17 protein-coding genes are annotated in these 21,234 nt (G+C 70.1%); 11 read left to right on the top strand and 6 right to left on the bottom strand.

Translation table 11 applies throughout. The features are described 5' to 3' along the window. The first annotated feature begins 30 nt into the window (after positions 1–30). The 4 genes from aroA to ACFRAQ_RS04550 all read left to right on the top strand — a co-directional run bounded on the left by aroA (position 31) and on the right by ACFRAQ_RS04550 (position 3,122). The gene (gene aroA, locus ACFRAQ_RS04565; protein WP_379094112.1) at positions 31–1,332 is read left to right on the top strand and encodes a 3-phosphoshikimate 1-carboxyvinyltransferase; all 1,302 of its coding nucleotides are present in this window, start codon (positions 31–33) and stop codon (positions 1,330–1,332) included. Next, positions 1,275–2,336: a ribosome small subunit-dependent GTPase A gene (gene rsgA / locus ACFRAQ_RS04560; protein ID WP_379094109.1), complete on the top strand. Its 1,062-nt coding sequence runs from the start codon at positions 1,275–1,277 to the stop codon at positions 2,334–2,336. Before aroA ends, rsgA begins: the two co-directional genes overlap by 58 nt. Before the next feature lie 78 nt (positions 2,337–2,414). Continuing rightward, a complete protein-coding gene (locus ACFRAQ_RS04555; RefSeq protein ID WP_379094106.1) occupies positions 2,415–2,570 on the top strand; it encodes a hypothetical protein in 156 nt (51 codons plus the stop codon). A gap of 27 nt (positions 2,571–2,597) precedes the next feature. Beyond that, a complete protein-coding gene (locus ACFRAQ_RS04550; RefSeq protein ID WP_379094103.1) occupies positions 2,598–3,122 on the top strand; it encodes a nitroreductase family deazaflavin-dependent oxidoreductase in 525 nt (174 codons plus the stop codon). A 6-nt stretch (positions 3,123–3,128) separates the two neighbouring features. On the opposite strand, the gene ACFRAQ_RS04545 is transcribed toward ACFRAQ_RS04550, so the two are convergent. Further along, the gene (locus tag ACFRAQ_RS04545) at positions 3,129–5,942 is read right to left on the bottom strand and encodes an AAA family ATPase (protein ID WP_379095818.1); all 2,814 of its coding nucleotides are present in this window, start codon (positions 5,940–5,942) and stop codon (positions 3,129–3,131) included. Between the two features lie 343 nt (positions 5,943–6,285). Here ACFRAQ_RS04545 and ACFRAQ_RS04540 point away from each other — a divergent pair, with 343 nt between their 5' ends. Further along, on the top strand, positions 6,286–6,603 hold the full coding sequence (locus ACFRAQ_RS04540) for a hypothetical protein (RefSeq protein ID WP_357283604.1): 318 nt from the start codon (positions 6,286–6,288) through the stop codon (positions 6,601–6,603). 37 nt (positions 6,604–6,640) lie between these two features. On the opposite strand, the gene ACFRAQ_RS04535 is transcribed toward ACFRAQ_RS04540, so the two are convergent. The 3 genes from ACFRAQ_RS04535 to secA form a co-directional block, all read right to left on the bottom strand. Next, positions 6,641–9,262: a LuxR C-terminal-related transcriptional regulator gene (locus ACFRAQ_RS04535; protein WP_379094099.1), complete on the bottom strand. Its 2,622-nt coding sequence runs from the start codon at positions 9,260–9,262 to the stop codon at positions 6,641–6,643. Between the two features lie 202 nt (positions 9,263–9,464). Next, positions 9,465–9,704, bottom strand: a complete 240-nt coding sequence (locus ACFRAQ_RS04530) for a hypothetical protein (RefSeq protein ID WP_379094096.1) — start codon at positions 9,702–9,704, stop codon at positions 9,465–9,467. Between the two features lie 171 nt (positions 9,705–9,875). Beyond that, a complete protein-coding gene (gene secA, locus ACFRAQ_RS04525) occupies positions 9,876–12,701 on the bottom strand; it encodes a preprotein translocase subunit SecA (RefSeq protein ID WP_379094093.1) in 2,826 nt (941 codons plus the stop codon). A gap of 458 nt (positions 12,702–13,159) precedes the next feature. Between secA and ACFRAQ_RS04520 the strand changes: the two genes are divergently transcribed. The 6 genes from ACFRAQ_RS04520 (at position 13,160) to bluB (ending at position 20,232) form a co-directional block, all read left to right on the top strand. Further along, complete coding sequence (locus ACFRAQ_RS04520) at positions 13,160–14,581, top strand: wax ester/triacylglycerol synthase family O-acyltransferase (RefSeq protein WP_379094090.1); 1,422 nt, start codon at positions 13,160–13,162, stop codon at positions 14,579–14,581. Further along, the gene (locus tag ACFRAQ_RS04515; protein ID WP_379094087.1) at positions 14,565–15,155 is read left to right on the top strand and encodes a DUF6912 family protein; all 591 of its coding nucleotides are present in this window, start codon (positions 14,565–14,567) and stop codon (positions 15,153–15,155) included. Before ACFRAQ_RS04520 ends, ACFRAQ_RS04515 begins: the two co-directional genes overlap by 17 nt. 163 nt (positions 15,156–15,318) lie before the next feature. Continuing rightward, positions 15,319–16,482, top strand: coding sequence for a ferredoxin reductase (locus ACFRAQ_RS04510; protein ID WP_379094084.1), 1,164 nt, complete (start codon positions 15,319–15,321; stop codon positions 16,480–16,482). A 155-nt stretch (positions 16,483–16,637) separates the two neighbouring features. Then, on the top strand, positions 16,638–18,113 hold the full coding sequence (locus tag ACFRAQ_RS04505; protein ID WP_379094081.1) for a fatty acid desaturase family protein: 1,476 nt from the start codon (positions 16,638–16,640) through the stop codon (positions 18,111–18,113). 94 nt (positions 18,114–18,207) lie between these two features. After that, positions 18,208–19,458 (top strand): fatty acid desaturase family protein, encoded by a 1,251-nt coding sequence (locus ACFRAQ_RS04500; RefSeq protein ID WP_379094078.1) that lies wholly within the window; start codon positions 18,208–18,210, stop codon positions 19,456–19,458. A 141-nt stretch (positions 19,459–19,599) separates the two neighbouring features. Then, positions 19,600–20,232, top strand: a complete 633-nt coding sequence (bluB, locus tag ACFRAQ_RS04495) for a 5,6-dimethylbenzimidazole synthase (RefSeq protein ID WP_379095815.1) — start codon at positions 19,600–19,602, stop codon at positions 20,230–20,232. Positions 20,233–20,313: 81 nt separating this feature from the next. On the opposite strand, the gene ACFRAQ_RS04490 is transcribed toward bluB, so the two are convergent. Together ACFRAQ_RS04490 and ACFRAQ_RS04485 are read right to left on the bottom strand one after the other, a co-directional pair. Next, positions 20,314–20,646 (bottom strand): XRE family transcriptional regulator, encoded by a 333-nt coding sequence (locus ACFRAQ_RS04490; RefSeq protein ID WP_379094075.1) that lies wholly within the window; start codon positions 20,644–20,646, stop codon positions 20,314–20,316. A 65-nt stretch (positions 20,647–20,711) separates the two neighbouring features. Beyond that, positions 20,712–21,137 (bottom strand): hypothetical protein, encoded by a 426-nt coding sequence (locus ACFRAQ_RS04485; protein ID WP_379094072.1) that lies wholly within the window; start codon positions 21,135–21,137, stop codon positions 20,712–20,714. Positions 21,138–21,234: the final 97 nt, after the last annotated feature.

Genomic DNA, 21,234 nt, shown 5'->3' with positions numbered 1-21,234 from the left:
AGACCCCGGTCATTTGGGAGGATAGGCATTGTGACTTTCTGGCCCGCGCCCCATGTCCGAGTTCCCGTCCACGCTGCCGTGACCCTGCCCGGGTCCAAATCCATTACCAATCGGGCGCTGATCCTCGCCGCGCTGGCGGATCGGCCGTCCACCATCACCGGGGCGTTGCGCAGCCGGGACACCGATCTGATGATCGCGGCGCTGCGGGCCATGGGCGCCGGGATCGAGGGTGACGGCAGCACGCTGGTGGTGACTCCGCCCGCCGAATTCGGTAGCGCCATGGTCGATTGCGGGCTGGCGGGCACGGTCATGCGGTTCCTGCCGCCGGTCGCGGCGCTGGCGCGCGGCGACGTCGCGTTCGACGGCGACGAGCAGGCGCGGGCGCGGCCGCTGGGCACGATCCTGGACGCGCTGCGGGCGCTGGGCCTCGACATCGACGGCAACCGGTTGCCTTTCGTGGTGCACGGGACGGGGGCGCTGCGCGGCGGGCCGGTCACCATCGACGCGTCGGGTTCCTCGCAGTTCGTGTCGGGGCTGCTGCTGTCGGCGGCGCGGTTCGAGCAGGGCGTCACCGTGAACCACGACGGCGCGGCGCTGCCGTCCATGCCGCACATCGAGATGACCGTGGAGATGCTGCGCCGGGCCGACGTTCGCGTCGAGGCCCCCAACGATCCGCGCAAGGCGCAGACCTGGACCGTCGCGCCGGGCCCGATCCGCGCGGTGGACTGGGACGTGGAGCCGGACCTGTCCAACGCCACCCCGTTCCTGGCCGCGGCCGCCGTCACCGGCGGCGAGGTGAGCATTCCGCACTGGCCGCGGATCACCACCCAGCCCGGCGACGTGATCCGCGAGATCCTGGTGCGCATGGGCGCGGAGGCGCGTTTCTTCGAGAACGTGCTGACCGTGCGCGGTCCGGAACGCCTGGCGGGCATCGACATCGACCTGCACGACGTCGGTGAGCTCACCCCGACCGTGGCCGCCCTTGCGGCCCTGGCGGATTCGCCGTCACGGCTGCGCGGCATCGCGCACCTGCGCGGCCACGAGACCGACCGGCTGGCGGCCCTGGCCACCGAGATCAACCGACTCGGCGGCAAGGCCACCGAGACCGACGACGGTCTGGCCATCGTGCCGAACCCGCTCACGGGCGGGCAGTGGCGCTCCTACGCCGACCACCGGATGGCCACCGCGGGCGCGATCATCGGCCTGGTGACACCGGGCGTCGAGATCGAGGACATCGGCACCACCGCCAAGACGCTGCCCGGATTCGTCGGGTTGTGGGAGAGCATGCTGGCCGGAGCGGACCACGCCGGCGAGCCGGGAGCAGGACGCTGAGGCGCCGCGAGTACGACGAGTCCGATGTCCGGGTGCGCCCGGGCAAGGGCTCGCGACCGCGCACCAAGACCCGGCCGCAGCATCTGGATGCCGAAGCGGCCATGGTGGTCTCGGTGGACCGCGGCCGCTGGGGGTGCGTGCTGGACGGGGATCCGGAGCGCGGCGTGGTCGCCATGCGGGCGCGCGAACTGGGCCGGACCCCGATCGTGGTCGGCGACCAGGTGGATCTGGTCGGCGACCTGTCCGGCAAGCCCGACACCCTGTCCCGCATCGTGCGGGTGTCCGAACGGCGAACGGTATTGCGCCGCACCGCCGATGACACCGACCCGTTCGAGCGGGTGGTGGTGGCCAACGCCGAGCAGCTGTTCATCGTGGTGGCGCTGGCCGATCCGCCACCGCGCACCGGGTTCGTCGAGCGGGCCATGGTGGCGGCGTATGTCGGTGGGCTGCAACCGATCCTGTGCCTCACCAAGCACGATCTGGCCGCCGACTCCGAATTCGCCTCGGCCTTCGAGGATCTGGATCTCACCATCGTCTACGCGGGCATCGAGGATCCCCTGGAGCCGGTGCTGGAGCTGCTCGACGACAAGCTGACCGCGTTCATCGGGCATTCGGGGGTGGGCAAGTCCACCCTGGTGAACCGGCTCGTCCCGGATGCCGAACGCGCGGTCGGCGAGGTGTCGGGAGTCGGCAAGGGCCGGCACACCTCGACCCAGTCGGTGGCGTTGCCATTGCCCGATGATGGCTGGGTGGTCGACACGCCCGGCGTGCGCTCGTTCGGTTTGGCCCACATCACTCCCGACGACGTGATCGCCGCCTTCTCGGATCTGGCCGACGCCATCGAGGACTGCCCGCGCGGGTGCACCCACCTGGGCCCGCCCGCCGATCCGGAATGCGCACTCGACCTGCTGGAAGGCAAGGAGCAGCGGGTGGCGGCCATCCGCCGTCTGCTGACCGCGCTGAATTCCAACGACCCCTGGTTCCGCGGCAACAGCGAATCCTGAGGCGACACGGGCCGCCACCGGTAGCTGAAGAATCGCCCATTCGATACCTTTTGTGCATAACAGGCACGAAGGGAAGTCATGAGCGAGGAAACTCCGCCGCGCGAGCATGACGACGACGCCGACCCGCGCGAGGACGAGAAGAAGAAACTGCGCCGCGAACACGACGAGGACCGCTCCCCCGCCGACCCGAACGACTGGAACGACGACTGGGACCGGGCGCGTTGGGCGCCCTAGCGGCGGCCCGGCAACATAATCGGGGACATGGTTTTCGCTGAATGGCAGCGCGGCCCCGGCGCTCCCGCCCGCTGGAATCCGATCCCTCGACTGGGGCGGACGCTGGCCCGCCGCCGCACCGTCATGCGCGCCGCCCCGCTGGTCTTCGCCCTCGAACGGCTCGCGCGGCGAACCACCCAAGGCCGCAAGGGGATTCTCGATGTGGCGGGCCTGCCCGCGGTGGAGCTGACGGTGGCGGGCCGCCGCACCGGGCTGCCGCGCACCGTCAGTCTGCTCTACACGCCCGATCTCCTGGACGAGAAACGGTTCCTGATCGTCACGTCGAACTGGGGCAAGCCCGAACAGCCGTCCTGGTCGGCCAATCTGCGGCACGCCGAAGCGGCCGAGCTGATGGTGCGGGGCGAGCGGTTCCCGGTCCGGGTCCGGGAGCTGACCGGCGGCGATCGGGATCGGGCCTGGCGGCGGGCGCTGGAATTCTGGCCCGGCTACGCCATGGAGCAGCGGCTGGCGGGGACGCGCCGGTTCCGGCTGTTCGAACTCACCCGCGCCTGAGCGGGGTCACAGCCGCGGGCGGGTCAGCCGCATGCCATTGTCGAAGTCGATGCCGCGCAGCTCGGAACGGCCGGTGAGACCGAGCTTCTCGAGAATCCGGGACATGTGGTGGCCGACGGTGCGCGGGCTGAGGAACAGTTCCGCGCCGATCTCCCGATTGGTGAGGCCCTGGGCGGCGAGCCGGGCCACCTGGGACTCCTGCACGGTCAGCGGCGTGTCCGAACCGCCGGCGGGTTTGGTCCCGGTGCCGGTGAGATCGAGTTCGGTGCGGGTACGCGCGGCCCAGGCGGTCGCGCCGATCAGCTCGAAACCGTCCGCGGCGAGCCGCAATTGCTCGGCGGCGTCGCGGCGGCGGCGGACCCGGCGCAGCCACTTGCCGTAGAGCAGCTGGGTGCGGGCGCGCCCGAAGCTGCCGTGCCGGGAATCGCCGGCCGCGACCGCACGCCGGTAGTAGTGCTCGGCGCGGTCCTCCTCCGCGAGCAGCGCGCGGCAGGCGTAGGCGGCGGCCAGCGCCCAGCGGGCGCGGGACCGCCGCGCCCAGAGCACGATGTGCTCCGAGTGCGCGGCGGCGTCGTCGAAACGACCCACGCGGCACGCCGCTTCGACGAGATCGAGGGTGGCCAGCCGGGCCAGCGTGGGATGCGCCGCCTCGTGGCCCGGCTGCGACAGCGCCCGCAGCCGGCGATAGGCGGCCTCGGCGTCACCGGCGGTGAGCGCGTGGAAGCCGTGGTGCCAGTAGGCGCCGCCGGTGAGCAGCGGCACCGCGTGCGGGCGGGACAGCGCCAGCGCGCGCTCCACGCTGTCGGCCACCAGGTCCGCGTCGCCGCGCTGGGCGGCCAGCCGGGCCCGCAGGTTCCAGCACTGGGCGAGGATATTGTCCGCGCCCGCGCCCGACGCCAGGTCGAACGCCTCCTCGAGGGTGGCCTCCCCCGCCTCCCACCGCCCGGTCGCGAACTGCATGGTGGCCAGCTGCGGCAGCATCCCGACCGCCGCCGCCCGATCGCCCGCGGCCCGCAGCCCCGCCGCGACCGTCAGATACGGCTCCAGCCCCGCCTCGGCCAGCCCCCACTCCAGCAGTTGCGCCGCGGGCGGCAGCAGCTGCACCGCGTACGTCGGCGACGACTCCGCCACCACGGCCTCCAGCTGCCCGTCCATCGGCCGGTCGACGCCCTGCCCGAGCACCCACTCGGTCCGCTCCGCCAGCAGCCGCAAGCCGGCGACCAGGTCGGCCCCGCGCTCGCGCCGTGAGTTCCCGCCCGCGAATTCCGTCGCCGTAGGGGACGGCGAGACAGTCGAATCGCGACCGGACAGAGCAGAATTCGCGCTCCCGGCGGTGACCTCCGCGCGCCCCGCGGGGCGCACCGCCGAAACGGGCGGCACCGGCGAGGACGCGCCCGCGATGGGGGCAGGGATCTCTGGGAGGCGGGCGGCGATGGCGTCGGCGTCGCGGAGCAGCAGGGTGTGGGCGCGGGCGGGGTCGCCGGCGACGAGTTCGAGGAGGCCGGGCAGGCCCGCGGCGGCGGTGGTGATGGCGGCCGGGGTGGTGCGGGATTCGGCGAGGGTGAGCAGGCGGCGGGCGGATTCGATATCGCCGCCTTCCCACGCGAATTGGGCCGCCGCGGCGAGACGGAGACCCGCGGTGGCCGGATCGGGGGTGATGGCGGCGGCGCGGCGCAGGACGGCGGCCGCCGCGAGGGGGCCGTTGTGGCGCAGGACGCGGGGTGCGCCGTCGGCGAGGGCGCGGGCCAGTTCGGGATCCGGGGTGTCGAGTCCGGCGGCCAGGTGCCAGGCGCGGAGCTGTTCGGCGCCGGAGCCGGGGAGGGCGGCGGCCAGGGCGAGGTGGACGGCGCGACGCTGGGCGGGCGGGGCGGCGTCGTAGGCCGCGCCGCCGAGCAGGCGGTGCCGCGTGTCGACGCGGCCGTCGGTGACGACCAGCAGGCCCGCCTCGAATGCCCGCTCCCAATCCGCCGGGGCGACACCGAGTTCGGTGGCGGCGGACGCGATCGGGCACAGGGTGCCGCGGTCCTCGGCGGCCGCGACCACCAGCAGCAGGCGGATGCCCGGGTCCAGGGCGGCGAGCCGCTCGGCGAAGGCGGCGCGCAGGCGGGGGCCGAAAGGCGCGGGTCCCCACGCGATTCCGGCGCCGTCCTCGGTGTCGATCGGGAATTCGCGCAGGGCCAGGGGGTTTCCGCCGGCCAGCTTCAGCATGCGGTTCGCCCGGGGCGCGCCGACGCCGCCCGCCCGCCGCGCCAGCAGCCGCCGCGCCTCCGGGTCGGGCAGCGGCGCGACCGGCAGCACCCGCAGTGACTGCCACACCGTGGTGGCGGGGCTGTCGCGCATGGCGACCAGCAGGGCCACCCGGACGCCGCCGAGGCGGCGCAGCGCGAAGGTGAGGGCGCGGGCGGTCGCGAGATCCACCGACTGCGCGTCGTCGACGATGAGCAGGACCGGCTGATCCGCGGCCACGGCCGCCAGCAGGGAGACCACGGCCGCGCCCACCAGGAACCGGTCCGCCGCGCCGGGTCCGCGGCCGAGGGCGGCGGTCAGGGCACGAGCCTGCGGATCGGGCAGCGCGGGCACACGATCGGCGAGCGGACCGAGCAGTTCGCGCAATGCCGCGAAATCCACTCCGCTGTCGGCGGAATTTCCGCGGCAGTGCAGAACTCGAAATTCGGTGGCGCGTTGTTCGGCGTCACGCAGTAGCGCGGTTTTCCCGATCCCGGGTTCTCCCCAGAGCAGCATTCCCCCGCCGTGACCGGCGCGCGCCTGAGTCAGGACCCGAGACAGTTCGTTCTGTTCTCGTTCCCTCCCCTGGAGCACCCGGATCTCGCGCACGTCGCAAGGTACCTCGCATTACGAGCAACCGACAAACCTGTAAACGCGATCTTCCCAGCGGCTGAGATCCCCGCCGGGATAAGCGATTCCGGACATTTCGCGATCGACCGATTGACCGACCGATACGATGACCGATTCTCTTCCGGATCGGGAGGACTAAAATGCGGGCGCGAATAAGGAACCCTGATTCGGACATCGCTCCGAAACGCTTTCTCTTGCATTCCCGGCGGCGCCCCGGTTAAACATTCCGGCCCGCACCGTTCCGAGCCCAGGACACGTTTCGGTCGCACGGCGTGCGGACCCCGCCGGAAATAGTTAGCCTGCGCTGGTGGAAGACCGTGAGCGCAAGGAATTCTCGCCGCTCCTCGACGCAGCCCTCGGCCCGGGAGCACCCGTCACCCCGGAGGTCCGGATCGGGCGCAACGACCCGGACGACGCGCTGCCCGAATGCGTCCGCTGCGGCAGACCCGCGGCATTGCACCTGCGCGCGGTGTGGCTGTCCACCCGCGCCGTCATGGCCGGGGACACCGACGTGGACAGCGTGATCCAGGTGCACGCCTGCGGCGGCTGCGCGGGCAGCGTGGCCGGAATGATCCTGATCAACTGGGACCCGCGCTATTGGGGCGAGTCGGTCAACCTGGACTGACCGGTCGAAAGCCACGGCGCACCGCTAGCCGGAAGCCTCAGCGCGGCCGCACGATTCGCATGCCGTTGTCGAAGTCGACGTCCACCAGATCGGACCGGCCGCTGAGCCCCAGCTTGCCGAACACCCGCGACAGGTGGTGCCCGACGGTGCGGGGACTGAGGAACAGCTCGGTCCCGATCTCCCGATTGGTGAGTCCGTGGGCCGCCAACCGCGCCACCCGCAGCTCCTGCGCGGTCAGCACCGAGGTCTCGCCGTGCGCGGTGACCGGCGCGGCCCGGCGGCCGGTGAGTTCGAGCTCCTGCCGGGCGCGCAGCACCCACTGGGCCGCACCCATGCCCTCGAACGCCTCGGCGGCCGAACGCAATTGCTCGGCGGCGTCGGCGCGGCGGCGGGCCCGGCGCAGCCACTTGCCGTAGAGCAGGCGGGTGCGCACCTGGTTCAGATCGTGGCGGGTGCGCCGCACGGCCAGCGCGCGCTGGAAGTACTTGTCGGCGCGATCGTCCGTGCACAGCAGCGCCCGGCAGGTGTAGGCGGCCGAGACCGCCCAGTCGGCGCGGGAGCGCAGCGCCCAGTCCCGGATCTCCTCGTAGTACCCGGCGGCCTCGTCGTGCCGGCCCACCCGGACCGCCGCCTCCACCAGATCCACGGCGGCCAGCCGCGCGTAGGTGGGATGCCGGGCGTCGTGGCCGGGCTGGGCCAGGGTGCGCAGGCGCAGGTACGCGGTCTCCGGATCGCCGAGGCTGAGGGCGTGGAAGCCCAGGTGCCAGTGCGCCGACGCGATGACCGCGTGTGCGCGCCGCGGCCGGGCCAGCGCCAGCACCCGATCCGCGGCCACCAGCACCCCGTCCGAATCACCGTGCAGGGCGGCGATTTTCGCGCGCAGCGCCCAGCACTGGGCGAGCACATTGTCCACGCCGCCGGCCTCGGCCAGCTCGAACGCCTCGGCCAGGGTGCGCTCGGCGGCCGGGAAGCGGCCGTTGGCGAATTGCAGGATGGCCAGCTGCGGCAGTAGCGACACCGCCGCCGGGGCGGCGCTGCCCCGCAGCGACGCCGCCGCTTGGGTGTACGGCTCCAGGGCGGTCTCGGCCAACCCCCACAGCAGCACCAGCGGGGCGGGCGGCAGCGGCCGGATCATGGTGTGGAAGCGGGAGATGCCTTCCCGCACGGTCATTTCCGCGGGATCCAGGTCGAGCACGCCGTGCCCGGCGACCCAGCGCGCGCGTTCGGCGTCGACCCGCAGGTTGGCGGCGGTCGCCGGGTCCACCAGTTCGGCGTCGCGCAGCAGCAGGCGGCTCGCCCGTTCCGGTTCTCCCGCAACGAATTCCAGCAGTCCGGCCAGACCGCGCGCGGCCGTCGCGGCCCGTTCGGGGCCCAGGCGCGCGACGGCGCGGTCGAGCAGGCCGTGCGCGGAGGCGATATCGCCACCCGCCCAGGCGAATCGGGCCGCGGCGGCCAGCCGCTCCCCGGCCCGCTCCGGATCGGGTGAGATGGCGGCGGCCTGGCGCAGCATGGCGGCCGCGGCCATCGGCCCGTGCGCGGCGCCGGTCGCCCGTTCGGTCAGCGCGGCGGCGAGGTCCTCGTCGGGTCGGCCCGCGGCGAGGGCGCGGTGCCAGGCGCTCAGGTCGTGATCGCCGGTCCCGGTCAGCGCGTCCGCGACGGCCAGCTGGGCGGCCCGGGTCTCGGCCACGGTCGCGGCCGCGTGCACGGCGGCGCACAGCAGCGGGTGGGTGCGTTCGACGCGGCCGTCGCTGATGGTGAGCAGCCCGGTCGCCGCGACGTACTCCCAGGCCTGGGAGTCCACGCCGAGGGCGGCCGCGGCGGTGGTGACGACGCCGAGCACGCCGCGGGTCTCGGTGGCGGCCACGGTCAGCAGGGTCCGGACGGTGGCGGGCAGGGCGGCGACGCGTTCGCCGAACGCGGTGCGCACGCCGGGGCCCAGGGTCATGGGTTCGGGGGCGGTGCCCGCGAGATCGCCCACGACACCGGGCAATTCGAGCAGGGCGAGGGGGTTGCCGTCGGCCACGGAGAGAATCCGGCTCAGGCGCAGCGCGCCGAGCGGACCGTACCGGTCGGCGAGCAGGCCGCGGGCCTCCGCGTCGGGCAGGCCGGTGACCCGCAGCGCGGGCAGGTCCCGCCACAGCGTGTCGGCCGGGTCGTCGCGCAGCGCCGCCAGCAGCGCGACGGGGGCGGCGGTGAGGCGGCGGATGGCGAAGACGATGGCCCGCGCCGATTCCGGGTCGACCAGGCGGGCCTCGTCCACGATCAGCAGCAGCGGCTGCTCGGCCGCGAGTTCGGTGAGCAGCCGCACCAGCGCGGCCCCGACCAGAAACGCGTCGGCGGGACCGGCGTCGAGGCCGAGCACCACGCCCAGGGCGCGGGCCTGGGCGGGCGGGAGCAGCGGCAGCCGGTCGGCGACCGGCAGCAGCAGCTCGTGCAGGGCGGCGTGGTCCAGGCCGGATTCGGCGCGGATGCCCTGGCAGCGCAGCACCCGGAAGTCCGCGGCCCGGTCGAGCGCGGCCCGCAGTAGCGCGGTCTTGCCGATCGCCGGATCGCCCGACAGCACCAGCGCCGCACCGCGGCCCGAACGTGCCGCCGCGAGAACGCGATCCACGTGGCCGCGTTCTCGTTCCCTCCCGTAGAGCTTCAGGTCCTCCCACACATTCGGGAAATTTAGTCTAGCTAATAGCGTGCAACCAAGCCCTCCGCAAGCAACTGGCACAAATTGTCCCGAATGACGCAGATCACAAGATCAATAGGAGCAATTCAATTAACGCGCAATCGAGTTCGCGCGATAGAAATGCCCCCTATTGTCACCGTTGAAGTGAGAACACCCGAATGGGATTCGCCGGGCGGCCCGCCGATCAGCGGAAGATGGTCATGTACCAGAGCCCGTCGGCGCCCTGATCGCAGCTCCACTGCCAGCCGTCCTCGCCGCGCAGCAGCACGCCACCGGCCTGGAACTGGCCATTGTTGCCGTCCGCGGCACAGGCGTCGACCGTGGCGTAGTTGCCGTCCACCGTCAGGGTCTCCGCGTACGCGGTCGCCACACCGAGTCCGGCGAGTCCGACAGCCATGGCGGTGAGCGCGAAAGTCTTGAACATTATGCGGTTCCTTCCTTTTCGATCGCCACCCGGCGATCGGTTCGGAACCAATTACAGCGAACCGATCATGACCGTTTCATGATCACACGAAAACTTCTGGCGCACTGCGGAAAACACCGCGCCCCGGGTGAGAACACCCGGGGCGCGGCACGTTTCGACAGGATCGCGAACTCAGTGGCGGCGCTTGGACCGATCCGCCTTGGACTGCGCCCGCGCCGCCTCACGACGCTCGCGGCGGGTGCCGCCCTGCCCGTCCTCGGCGCCGTACTCGTCGCTGTCGCTGCGCACGGCGGCGTGGCCGCCCTCGTCCGGGCCGCTGTAGGACAGCCCGCGCGGGCCGGACTCGTCGATTCCCTTGGCGCGCAACGCCGCCGGAGCGCCGTTACCCGCCTGCGCCGCGTCCTCCTGGGTGGGCAGCGGGCGGTTGCCGACCGGCGACTGCAGGCCCGCGGCCACGTTCACGCCCACCGGCTGCGGCTGCTGCACCTCGACCTGGAGGTTGAACAGGAAGCCGACCGACTCCTCCTTGAGGCCCTCGAGCATGGCCGCGAACATGTCGAAGCCCTCGCGCTGGTACTCGACCAGCGGGTCGCGCTGCGCCATGGCGCGCAGGCCGATGCCCTCCTTGAGGTAGTCCATCTCGTAGAGGTGCTCGCGCCACTTGCGGTCCAGCACGCTCAGCAGCACCTGGCGTTCCAGGTTGCGCATGCTGCCCTCGCCCGCGAGGCCGTCGATCTCGCTCTCACGGTTGTCGTAGGCGGTGTGCGCGTCGTCGAGCAGCGCGTCCAGCAGTTCCTCGCGGGACAGGTCGCCGGGCTCGCCGCTCTCGATCTCACCGGTGAGCTCGCGGTAGTCGAGGTTGCCGGGGTACAGCGTCTTGAGCGCGCCCCACAGCTTGTCCAGATCCCAGTCCTCGACGTAGCCCTCCGCGGTGGCGCCGTTGACGTAGGCGGTGATCACGTCGGTGATCATCTCCTGCACCTGGCCCTCCATGTCCTCACCGTTGAGGATGCGGGCGCGCTCGGCGTAGATCACCTTGCGCTGCTGGTTCATGACCTCGTCGTACTTGAGGACGTTCTTGCGGATCTCGAAGTTCTGCTGCTCGACCTGGGTCTGCGCCGACTTGATGGCGCGCGAGACCATCTTGGCCTCGATCGGCACGTCGTCGGGCAGGTTCAGCCGGGTCATGATCGACTCCAGCGCCGCGCCGTTGAAGCGCCGCATCAGCTCGTCGCCCAGCGACAGGTAGAAGCGGGACTCGCCCGGGTCGCCCTGACGGCCGGAACGACCGCGCAGCTGGTTGTCGATACGCCGCGACTCGTGGCGCTCGGTGCCCAGCACGTACAGGCCGCCCGCGTCGCGCACGGCCTCGGCGTCCTGGTCGACCTGCTGCTTGACCCGGTCCAGGGTGGCGTGCCACTGGGCCTCGTACTGGTCGGGGGTCTCGACCGGATCCAGGCCCTGCCGGCGCAGCAGGATGTCGGCGATGATGTCCGGGTTGCCGCCCAGCACGATGTCGGTACCGCGACCGGCCATATTGGTGGCGACGGTGACCGCGCCCGGCCGACCGGCCTCGGCGACGATCTGCGCTTCCTGCTCGTGGAACTTGGCGTTCAGCACGCTGTGCGCGATGCCGCGCTTGGTGAGCAGCTTGGACAGGTACTCCGAACGCTCGACCGAGGTGGTGCCGACCAGGACCGGCTGGCCCAGCTCGTGCTTCTCCTGGATGTCGTCGGCGACCGCGGCGAACTTGGCCTCTTCGGTCTTGTAGATCAGGTCGGACTGATCCTGGCGGACCATCGGCTTGTTGGTCGGGATCGGCACCACGCCCAGGCCGTAGGTCTGGTGCAGCTCGGCCGCCTCGGTCTCGGCGGTACCGGTCATGCCCGACAGCTTGTCGTACAGGCGGAAGTAGTTCTGCAGCGTGATGGTGGCCAGCGTCTGGTTCTCCGGCTGGATCTCCACGCCTTCCTTGGCCTCGATGGCCTGGTGCATGCCCTCGTTGTAGCGGCGGCCCACCAGGATTCGGCCGGTGAACTCGTCGACGATGATGACCTCGCCGTCGCGGACGATGTAGTCCTTGTCCTTGGTGTAGAGCTCCTTGGCCTTGATGGCGTTGTTCAGGTAGCTCACCAGCGGCGAGTTCGCGGCCTCGTAGAGGTTGTCGATGCCCAGCTGGTCCTCGACGAACTCGACGCCCGCCTCGTGCACACCGATGGTGCGCTTCTTGATGTCGACCTCGTAGTGCAGGTCCTTCTTCAGCAGCGGGGCGATGCGCGCGAACTCCGCGTACCACTTCGAGGAGGCGTCGGCCGGGCCCGAGATGATCAGCGGGGTGCGGGCCTCGTCGATGAGGATGGAGTCGACCTCGTCGACGATGGCGAAGTTGTGCCCGCGCTGGACCAGATCGTCCAGCGTGTGGGTCATGTTGTCGCGCAGGTAGTCGAAGCCGAACTCGTTGTTCGTGCCGTAGGTGATGTCGGCGGCGTAGGCCTCGCGGCGCTCGGCCGGGGTCATGCCGCCCAGGATCACGCCGACCTCGAGACCGAGGAAGCGGTGCACGCGGCCCATCCACTCGGAGTCGCGCTTGGCCAGGTAGTCGTTGACGGTGACGACGTGCACGCCCTCGCCGGAGATGGCGTTGAGGTAGGCGGGCAGCACACAGGTCAGGGTCTTGCCCTCACCGGTCTTCATCTCCGCCACATTGCCGATATGCAGGGCGGAACCGCCCATGATCTGCACCTTGTAGTGCTTCTGGTTGAGCACTCGCCAGGACGCTTCCCGCGCGGTCGCGAAGGCCTCCAGCAGCAGTTCGTCGAGGGTCTCGCCCTCGGCGTAGCGCTGTTTGAACTCCGCGGTCTTGGCCTGGAGTTCGGCGTCGGAGAGCGCCGTGTACTCCTCGTCGAGGGCGATGACCTCGTCCGCCAGGCTTGCCAGCCGCTTGACCGTGCGACCTTCACCAATCCGTAGCAACCTTGAAAAACTCAGCGCAGGCACGGGTCTTGTAGTCCTCTGGTCGGTGTTGTCGGTAGCCCCCACCATGGCGGGAGGCCTGCGCGCGGGCGCGCATTCACAAGCCATGGTAATCCGGCCCCCATCGTAGGTGCTGAACTGCGCACGGGACTGCCCGGGCGCTGAGGAGAAGCTGTGAAAACGCGACGCCCGCACCCCTGCTCCCGACCCTGGCGAACGCCCAGCGAATGGGCTTGCGGCCGAAGCTGATTCGAGACCCCTGACGTACCATGTAGGGGGTCCGGCGTGTGGCGGTCTGCGCCCGCGCACCCGGAACGGCGGCACCGACGACGGTGCGTGATCTCGGGCAGTGCGGCCCATACATTCCCCCAGGTGACCGGATTGCGATAGCTTGCCTCCAGGCGGTTCGTCCGCATGAAAGCCGGCGCCTCGGCAGGGGGAAACTGCGAGGCGCGGGCAGGGATAAGGGAGTAGCGGGCAGCGTGATCACCAGACTGACGCCGCAGGACGCGTCGTTCTACCGGTTGGAATCCAGCAGCAACCCGATGCACATCGGCTCTCTGGCGATCCTGCGCAATCCCGCGCCCACCGGTAGATCCGGGCCCGGGCCGCTGGATTACGACCGGCTGGTGTCGCTGGTCGAGTCGCGGCTGCCGCTGGTACCGCTGTACCGGCGCAAGGTGCGGGAGATCCCGTTCGCGCTGGGCCGCCCGATCTGGGTGGACGACAGCCACTTCGACATCACCTACCACGTGCGGCGTTCGGCGCTGCCCGAGCCGGGCACCGACGAACAGCTGCTCGACCTGGTGGCCCGGCTGGCCTCACGCCCGCTCGACCCGAGCCGCCCGCTGTGGGAGATGTACCTGGTCGAGGGCCTGTCGGAGGGCCGCTGCGCGATCTTCACCAAGACCCATTCGGCCCTGGTGGACGGCGACAGCGCGCTCGAGATCGGGCATGTGATCCTGGACACCTCGACCGCGCCCCGCGAGGTCGCCGACGACGCCTGGGTCGCCCACCGCGAGCCCGCCGAGCTGGAACTGCTGCTCGGCGCGGTCGCCCACCTGGCGACCCAGCCGCGCGAGGGCCTGGAGGTGGCGCGGCACCACATGGCCGAGGCCTTCGCGATGGTCGACGCCACCGGCAAGGCCGTGCAGAAGCTGGTGTCCATGGTCCGCACCGCGGCCATCGGCGCGCCCGACAGCCCCCTGAACACCCGCACCTCCCGCAATCGCCGGTTCGAGGTGGTGCGCACCGATCTCGAGGACTACCGCAAGATCCGCAAGCGGTTCGACTGCTCCATCAACGACGTGATCCTCGCGGTGGTGACCGGCGCGCTGCGCAATTGGCTGCTCTCCCGCGGGCAGGTGCTGACCGAGGCCGACGCGCTGCGCGCGGTGGTCCCCATGTCGGTGTACGCCGACGGCCCGCACGGCGAACTGAAACCCGCGGGCGAGGTCACCTCGCTGCTGCTGGATCTGCCGGTGGGCGAACCGAATCCGGTGATCCGCATCGAGCACATCAAGCACGCCACCGAGGCGCACTCGCGGCATCAGCGCGGGGTGCGGGCGCGCACGCTGGTGCACATGGCCGGATTCGCTCCGGCGAGCCTGCATGCCATGAGCGTGCGATCGGCGAGTACTTTTGCAGAGCACACGTTCAATCTGGTGATCACCAACGCGCCGGGTCCGCAGCAGGCCATGTACATCGGCGGCGCGCGGATGCTGGAGATGTACCCGGTGTCGCCGTTGCTGCGCTTTCAGGCTCTGAGTATCGGGCTCACGTCCTACGACGGGCGGGTGTTCTACGGACTCACGGCCGATCGCGACGCCATGGCCGATATCGCGGTGCTGACCGCTTCGGTGCACGAGTCGATGGAGGAGATGCTCGGTGCCTGCGTCCAGTGAGTCGTCCGCCGTGCCGAAGAAGCTACGGGTCTACGTCCCGGCCACGGTGCCGATGCTGCGGGAGCTGGTGAAGGACCGGGAGATCCGCGCCCTCAACGACACCGCCTTCGCGGTGACCCCCGCGCTGCGCGAGGCCTACGCCTCCGGTGACGACGAGGAACTCGCCGAGGTCGCCATGGCCGAGGCCGCGCGCGCCTCGCTGCGGCTGCTCGCCGAGGAGCAGGCCGTCGCGGACCTGGGCGGCGAGGACGCCGGCGACGAGGCCGGCGAGGCCGCGCCCCGGGGCCCGATCTTCCGCCGCGCGGTCATCGCCGCCGACGTCACCGGCGCCACCCTGCGCCCCGACCTCGACGACGCCGTGGTCCGGCTCTCCGCCGCCATCCCCTACGACCGCATCGCGTCGATCCACGTGGACCTGGCCGAAGCCGAGTCCGAGGTCGCCAAGGCCGTCGAGGTGATCGACGCCGCCGACATGGGCGACGCGGACGCCGAATTCGTCCTGGGCGACGCCGAAGATCACCAACTGGCTTGGTACGCGGCCCAGGAACTCCCGTTCCTGCTCGACCTGCTCTGACCGCCACCCGAGAATTCCTCGGCCCGCAGTCTCGAGAGACAGGTACATCCGGCTGCGTAACCTACGATGCCGTAACCTTGTTGTGATGGTCGCCCATCACACGGGCGAACCGTGCGCGACGATGCGCTGACCAGCGTGCACGACGACAGAAAGCTTTCCGGATATGGCATCGAAGAGTGGCGGATTCTCCGTGCGAGGACTGCGCGAATGGCTGGAGGCCCCCGTGGCCGAAGGCGGGAACGCCGGGCGGACCCCGCTCGACACCCTGCGCGGAGCCGCGGCCCGGATCACCACTCCCCTGCTGCCCGACGACTACCTGCACCTGGTGAACCCGCTGTGGTCGGCGCGCGAGCTGCGCGGCCGCATCGTGGAGGTCCGCAAGGAGACCACGGACTCGGCCACCCTGGTGATCAAGCCGGGCTGGGGCTTCGACTTCAAGTTCTCCCCCGGCCAGTACATCGGGATCGGCGTGCTGGTGGAGGGCCGCTGGCACTGGCGCTCGTATTCGCTGACCAGCCCGCCGGATTGGACCGGCGACGGCGCCCACAAGGGCCGCCGGCTGATCTCCATCGCGGTGAAGGCGATGCCGGAGGGCTTCCTGTCCACCCACATCGTCTCGGGTGTCCCGGCGGGCACCATCGTGCGCCTGGCCGCGCCGCAGGGCGGTTTCGTGCTGCCGGATCCGGCGCCGCGCAAGGTGCTGTTCCTGACCGCGGGCTCGGGCATCACCCCGGTGATGGCCATGCTGCGCACCATGGATCGCCGCGACGCGGTCCCGGATGTGCTGCACGTGCATTCCGCCCGCACCCCCGACGATGTGATGTTCGGCGACGAGCTGCGCGAATTGCACGACCGGCGTCCGGGTTTCACCGCCCACCTGCACCTCACCGGCGAGAACGGCAAGTTCGCGCTCGCCGACCTGGACACCGTGTGCCCGGACTGGCGTGAGCGCGAGACCTGGGCCTGCGGCCCGCTGCCCATGCTGGACGAGATCGAAAAGCATTGGGCCGCCGCCGGTATCGAGGACCAGCTGCATGTGGAGCGGTTCGAGATCGAGCGCAGCGCCACCGCCGAGGGCGGCACGGTCACCTTCGCCAAGACCGGCCGGGCCGTCGAGGTGGACGGCGCGACCACGCTGCTGCAGGCCGGCGAGGGCGCGGGCGTGCAGATGCCGTTCGGCTGCCGCATGGGCATCTGCCAGACCTGCGTGGTGACCGTGACCGAGGGTCATGTGCGGGACCTGCGCAACGGCAAGGAACACCGCGCCGGGGACAAGATCCAGACCTGCATCTCCGCGGCCGCGGGCGACTGCACCCTCGAGGTCTGACCGACACTGTCCGGGGGCCGACCCACACCGCACCGTGTGAGACGGTCCCGCCCGAGAACGGCTACCCTCGATAGCAATCGAGCCTGACCGGCCCCCGTCGGGGCCGCCCATCCGCGCAGCGGTGCGAGGCAGATCAACCACGGAAGGACCTGCCGGTGGCCATCACCGACATCAAGGCGTTCGCCCATTTGACGGCGGCCGATATCGAGACCCTGGGCCAGGAGCTCGACACCATCCGGCGCGATGTCGAGCACTCGCTCGGCGAGCGTGACGCGCGCTATATCAAGCGCACCATCGCCGCGCAGCGGATCCTCGAGGCGGCCGGACGCGCCACCCTGTTCGCTTCGAAGAAGCGCTGGGCGTGGCTGACCGGCACCGCCCTGCTGTCGGTCGCGAAGATCATCGAGAACATGGAGCTCGGGCACAACGTCAGCCACGGGCAGTGGGATTGGATGAACGACCCGGAGATCCACTCCACCACGTGGGAGTGGGATATGACGGGGACGTCGGCGCAGTGGAAGGCCGCGCACAACTACTCGCACCACATGTACACCAACATCCTCGACATGGATGAGGATCTGGGCTTCGGCATCCTGCGCATGACGCGCGACGAGGAGTGGAAGCCGATCAACCTGGTGCAGCCGGTCGCGAATCTGTTCCTGGCGGCGCTGTTCGAGTGGGGCATCGCCCTGCACGATCTGGCGGCCACCAAGGAGCAGATGGGTATTCCGCCGAGCCAGTTCTTCCCGCCGCGCCACATCGTCAACGAGCCGAACAAGGCGTTCTGGAGCAAGGCCGGTAAGCAGGTCGCCAAGGACTTCGTGATCTATCCGGCGCTGACCGGTCCGGCGTGGAAGTCGACGCTGAAGGCGAACGCGACCGCGAACCTGGTCCGCAATCTGTGGGCCTACGCGGTCATCTTCTGCGGCCACTTCCCCGACGGCGCGGAGAAGTTCACCGAGGAGCAGTTCGAGAACGAGACGCAGGGCGAGTGGTACCTGCGGCAGATGCTGGGCAGCGCCAACTTCGACGCGGGCCCGGCCATGGCGTTCATGAGCGGCAACCTGAGCTACCAGATCGAGCACCACCTGTTCCCGGACCTGCCGAGCAACCGCTACGCGCAGGTGTCGGTGAAGGTGCGCGAGCTGTGCGACAAGTACGACCTGCCCTACACCACGGGCTCGCTGGGCAAGCAGTACCTGCTGGCGTTCCGCACGATTCACAAGCTGGCGCTGCCGGATCAGTGGCTGAAGCGGACCGCCGACGACGCCCCGGAGACCTCCTCGGAGCGCAAGTTCGCGGGCATCTCGCTGCCGGCGTGGAACGGCTCCGAGTGGCTGGCCGAGCACAACAAGTCCGGTGAGTGGCTGGCCGTGCACAATGCGTCGGAGTGGCTGGCCGAGCATCAGCCGAGCTGGGGCCTGGACCCGGAGACGGGCGAGCGGCGCGGGCTGCGGTCGGCGCTGCAGGAGGCCAAGGTGGCGCTCAAGGAGAAGGCCGCGCACGAGAAGCAGGTGCTGCGCGAGGCCAAGGAGGCGTTGCGCGAAAAGGCTTTGACGGAAAAGGCTTTGCTGACCGAGAAAGCTCAGCGCGAGGGCTGGTTCTCGCGTAAACTCCGCCGCAATCGCTAGCAGACGGCAGTCGCGAAAACAATGCGGTATACGACACGTTAGAGATTCGATCGTCGTAACCTACGGGACCGTAACCTACGGTACTGTAACCAGCATGGCGATCTCGGATGTCAAGGAATACGCGCACCTCACCCCGGAGGATGTCGAAGCGATCGGGGCGGAGCTGGACGCGATCCGCCGTGAGGTCGAGTCATCCCTGGGCGACAAGGATGCCCGTTACATCCGCAATGTGATCCGTCTCCAGCGCGGCCTCGAAATCAGTGGCCGCGCAGTGCTTTTCGCTAGTCTTTTCCCGCCCGCGTGGCTGGCCGGCGTCGCCCTGCTGGGCACCGCCAAGATCATCGAGAACATGGAGATCGGCCACAATGTGATGCACGGGCAGTGGGACTGGATGAACGATCCGGAAATCCACTCCACCAAGTGGGAATGGGACAACGCCGGTCCCTCCGAGCACTGGAAGATCACCCACAACTTCCTGCACCACAAGTACACCAACGTGCTGGGCATGGACGACGACATCGGCTACGGCCTGCTGCGCGTCACCCGCGACCAGCGCTGGACGCCGTTCTACCTGGGCCAGCCGGTCTACAACCTGCTGCTGCAGATGTTCTTCGAATACGGCGTCGCCATCCAGCACCTGGAACTGGGCAAGGTCGCCAAGAAGAAGTGGGCCCCGGGTTCGCCCGAGCGCATCCAGTTCGAGGAGGACCGCAAGACGGTTCTGAAGAAGATCGGCAAGCAGGCCGCCAAGGACTACCTGATCTTCCCGCTGCTCACCGGCCCGTCCTTCCTGGGCACGCTGACCGCGAACCTGGCCGCCAATGTGGTCCGCAATGTGTGGACCAACGCGGTCATCTTCTGCGGCCACTTCCCCGACGGCGCGGAGAAGTTCACCAAGTTCGACTGCGACAACGAGACCCAGGGCGAGTGGTACCTGCGCCAGATGCTCGGCTCGGCGAACATCTCCGGCGGCCCGGTCATGCACTTCATGACCGGCAACCTGTCGCACCAGATCGAGCACCACCTGTACCCGGACATCCCGTCCAACCACCTGAAGGACATCGCGGTGCGGGTGCGGGCGCTGTGCGAGAAGTACGACCTGCCGTACACCACCGGGTCGCTGCCGGTGCAGTACGCCAAGTCGTGGCGCACCATCATGAAGCTGTCGCTGCCCAACAAGTACCTGCGCCGCTCCACCGACGACGCTCCGGAGACCAAGTCGGAGAAGATGTTCGGCGGAGCGACCACCGTGGACCCGACGACCGGCCGCCGCCGCGGCCTGCGCACCGCGCTGAAGGAGGGCCGCCGCAAGCTGGCCCGCCGTGAGCCCGCCATGGCGGGCTAGTCACCCACGACCGCGAACGCCTCCCGCCGGACTCTCGGCGGGAGGCGTTTTCGCTGTGGAGGGCTGCCAGGTTCGGCGCGGTTCCGGCCTGGTTGACTGGACCGCGTGTGTTCCGAAGGCCCGATCAGCCCCCTCGAATGTTTGAGCGTCTACGACGCCATCAAGTTGCGTCGTGACGTCCGCGCCGAATTCACCGGTGAGGTGGTGGACGACGCCACGCTGCTGCGGATTCTCGAGGCGGCCCATCGCGCGCCCAGCGTCGGCAATTCCATGCCGTGGGACTTCGTGGTGCTGCGGGATCCGGGCACGCTCGGCACGTTCGCCGACCACGTGGCCGAGAAGCGGCAGGAGTTCAACGACTCGCTGCCCGCCGACCGCGCCGAGACCTTCAATCCGATCAAGATCGAGGGCATCGTCGAGAGCGGCACCGGGATCGTGGTGACCCATAATCAGGCCCGCGGCGGCACCCACGTGCTCGGCCGGGCCACGGTGCCCGAGACCGGCATCTACTCCACCATCCTGGCCATCCAGAACCTGTGGCTGGCCGCCACCGCCGAGGGCGTGGGGGTGGGCTGGGTGAGCTTCTACGACGAGCCGTTCCTGACCGACCTGCTCGACCTGCCGCGTGGCGTGAAGCCGGTGGCCTGGCTCTGCGTCGGCCCGGTCCACGAGTTCCAGCAGGTCCCGGACCTGGAGCGGTTCGGCTGGCGCAATCGCCGCCCGCTCGAATCGGCCATCCACTGGGAGCGGTTCACACCCCGCTCGGACGACTGACCTCGAAGACTCGGTGTTGTGGGGCGGCGAAGCCGACGCCCCGCGCTACTCCTCCAGCGATCCGCGCCCGAGCCGTTCCCGTCATGTGGTCGTGGGCTGGCCCTCGGCGGCGTCCGGGTCGGGGTCGGTCAGGCGCCGGGTCACCTCGGCGGCCAGTTCCGCGCCGGTCGCCTCGCGCAGCGCCTCCACCAGGGAGGCGCGCAGTACGTCGTCGCGGGTGAGGAACCCGGCCGCGATCAAACCTTCGATCGGACTCGCACCGTAGGTGCGGCTGAACGCGATGACCGTTTCCGCGACCGGCGAGTCGCTGCTCAGGTGCCGGGCCACCCGCATCTGGTTGGTGCCCATCCGCGCGGCGATGGCGCGGTCACTGTCGCCGTTCGATACCACCTGTTTCCACTCCCGGAAACCCACACCTCGATTGTGTACCGGATGTGTTTCACGCTGCAATCATTCCGAGTGGCGCGGCCGGTCCCGGCTCAGCGCAGCGCGTCGGTGGGGCGATGCCCGATGACGGACACGTCGTCCAAGGTGACCACGGGATCCCCCGAGTCGTTCTTGCCGTTGATGGTGATGGTCCCGGTGAACTCGTCACCCTGTTTGACCGACTCCCTGACCGGGCCGGTGAGCTCCACGCGCGCCCCGTCGATGGTGTAGTACCGGGTCGGCTCACCGTGCACGAACCCGAGAGTCCACACCGCCGCGTCCGAGTACACCAGTCCGTAGACGGGATACCGTTCCCCGACATGTCGTCCGGCATCCTGCAGCCGCAGCTTCAGATCGGAGACCGGCTGCCCGCCTTCGGACCCGGTCGCCGGAAGTGGCAGCGCCGCAGCGCTTCCCGCCCCGGCGATCCCCGCCGCGAGCAGGACTGCCGCGGTGCCGATCATCGTCCTGCCGTTCATGATCCGCCTCCGCCCAGCTCGTTTCCTCAGGGATACCCATTCGACGCCGAGTCTCCACCAACGATTTTCGATCCGCCCGCCGGAAACCCCGGTCCGG

Source organism: Nocardia sp. NPDC056611 (assembly GCF_042792755.1).
Lineage (GTDB): Bacteria > Actinomycetota > Actinomycetes > Mycobacteriales > Mycobacteriaceae > Nocardia.
The sequence above is the reverse complement of the archived record's forward strand: the minus strand, read 5'-3'. Positions and strand labels throughout refer to the sequence as shown.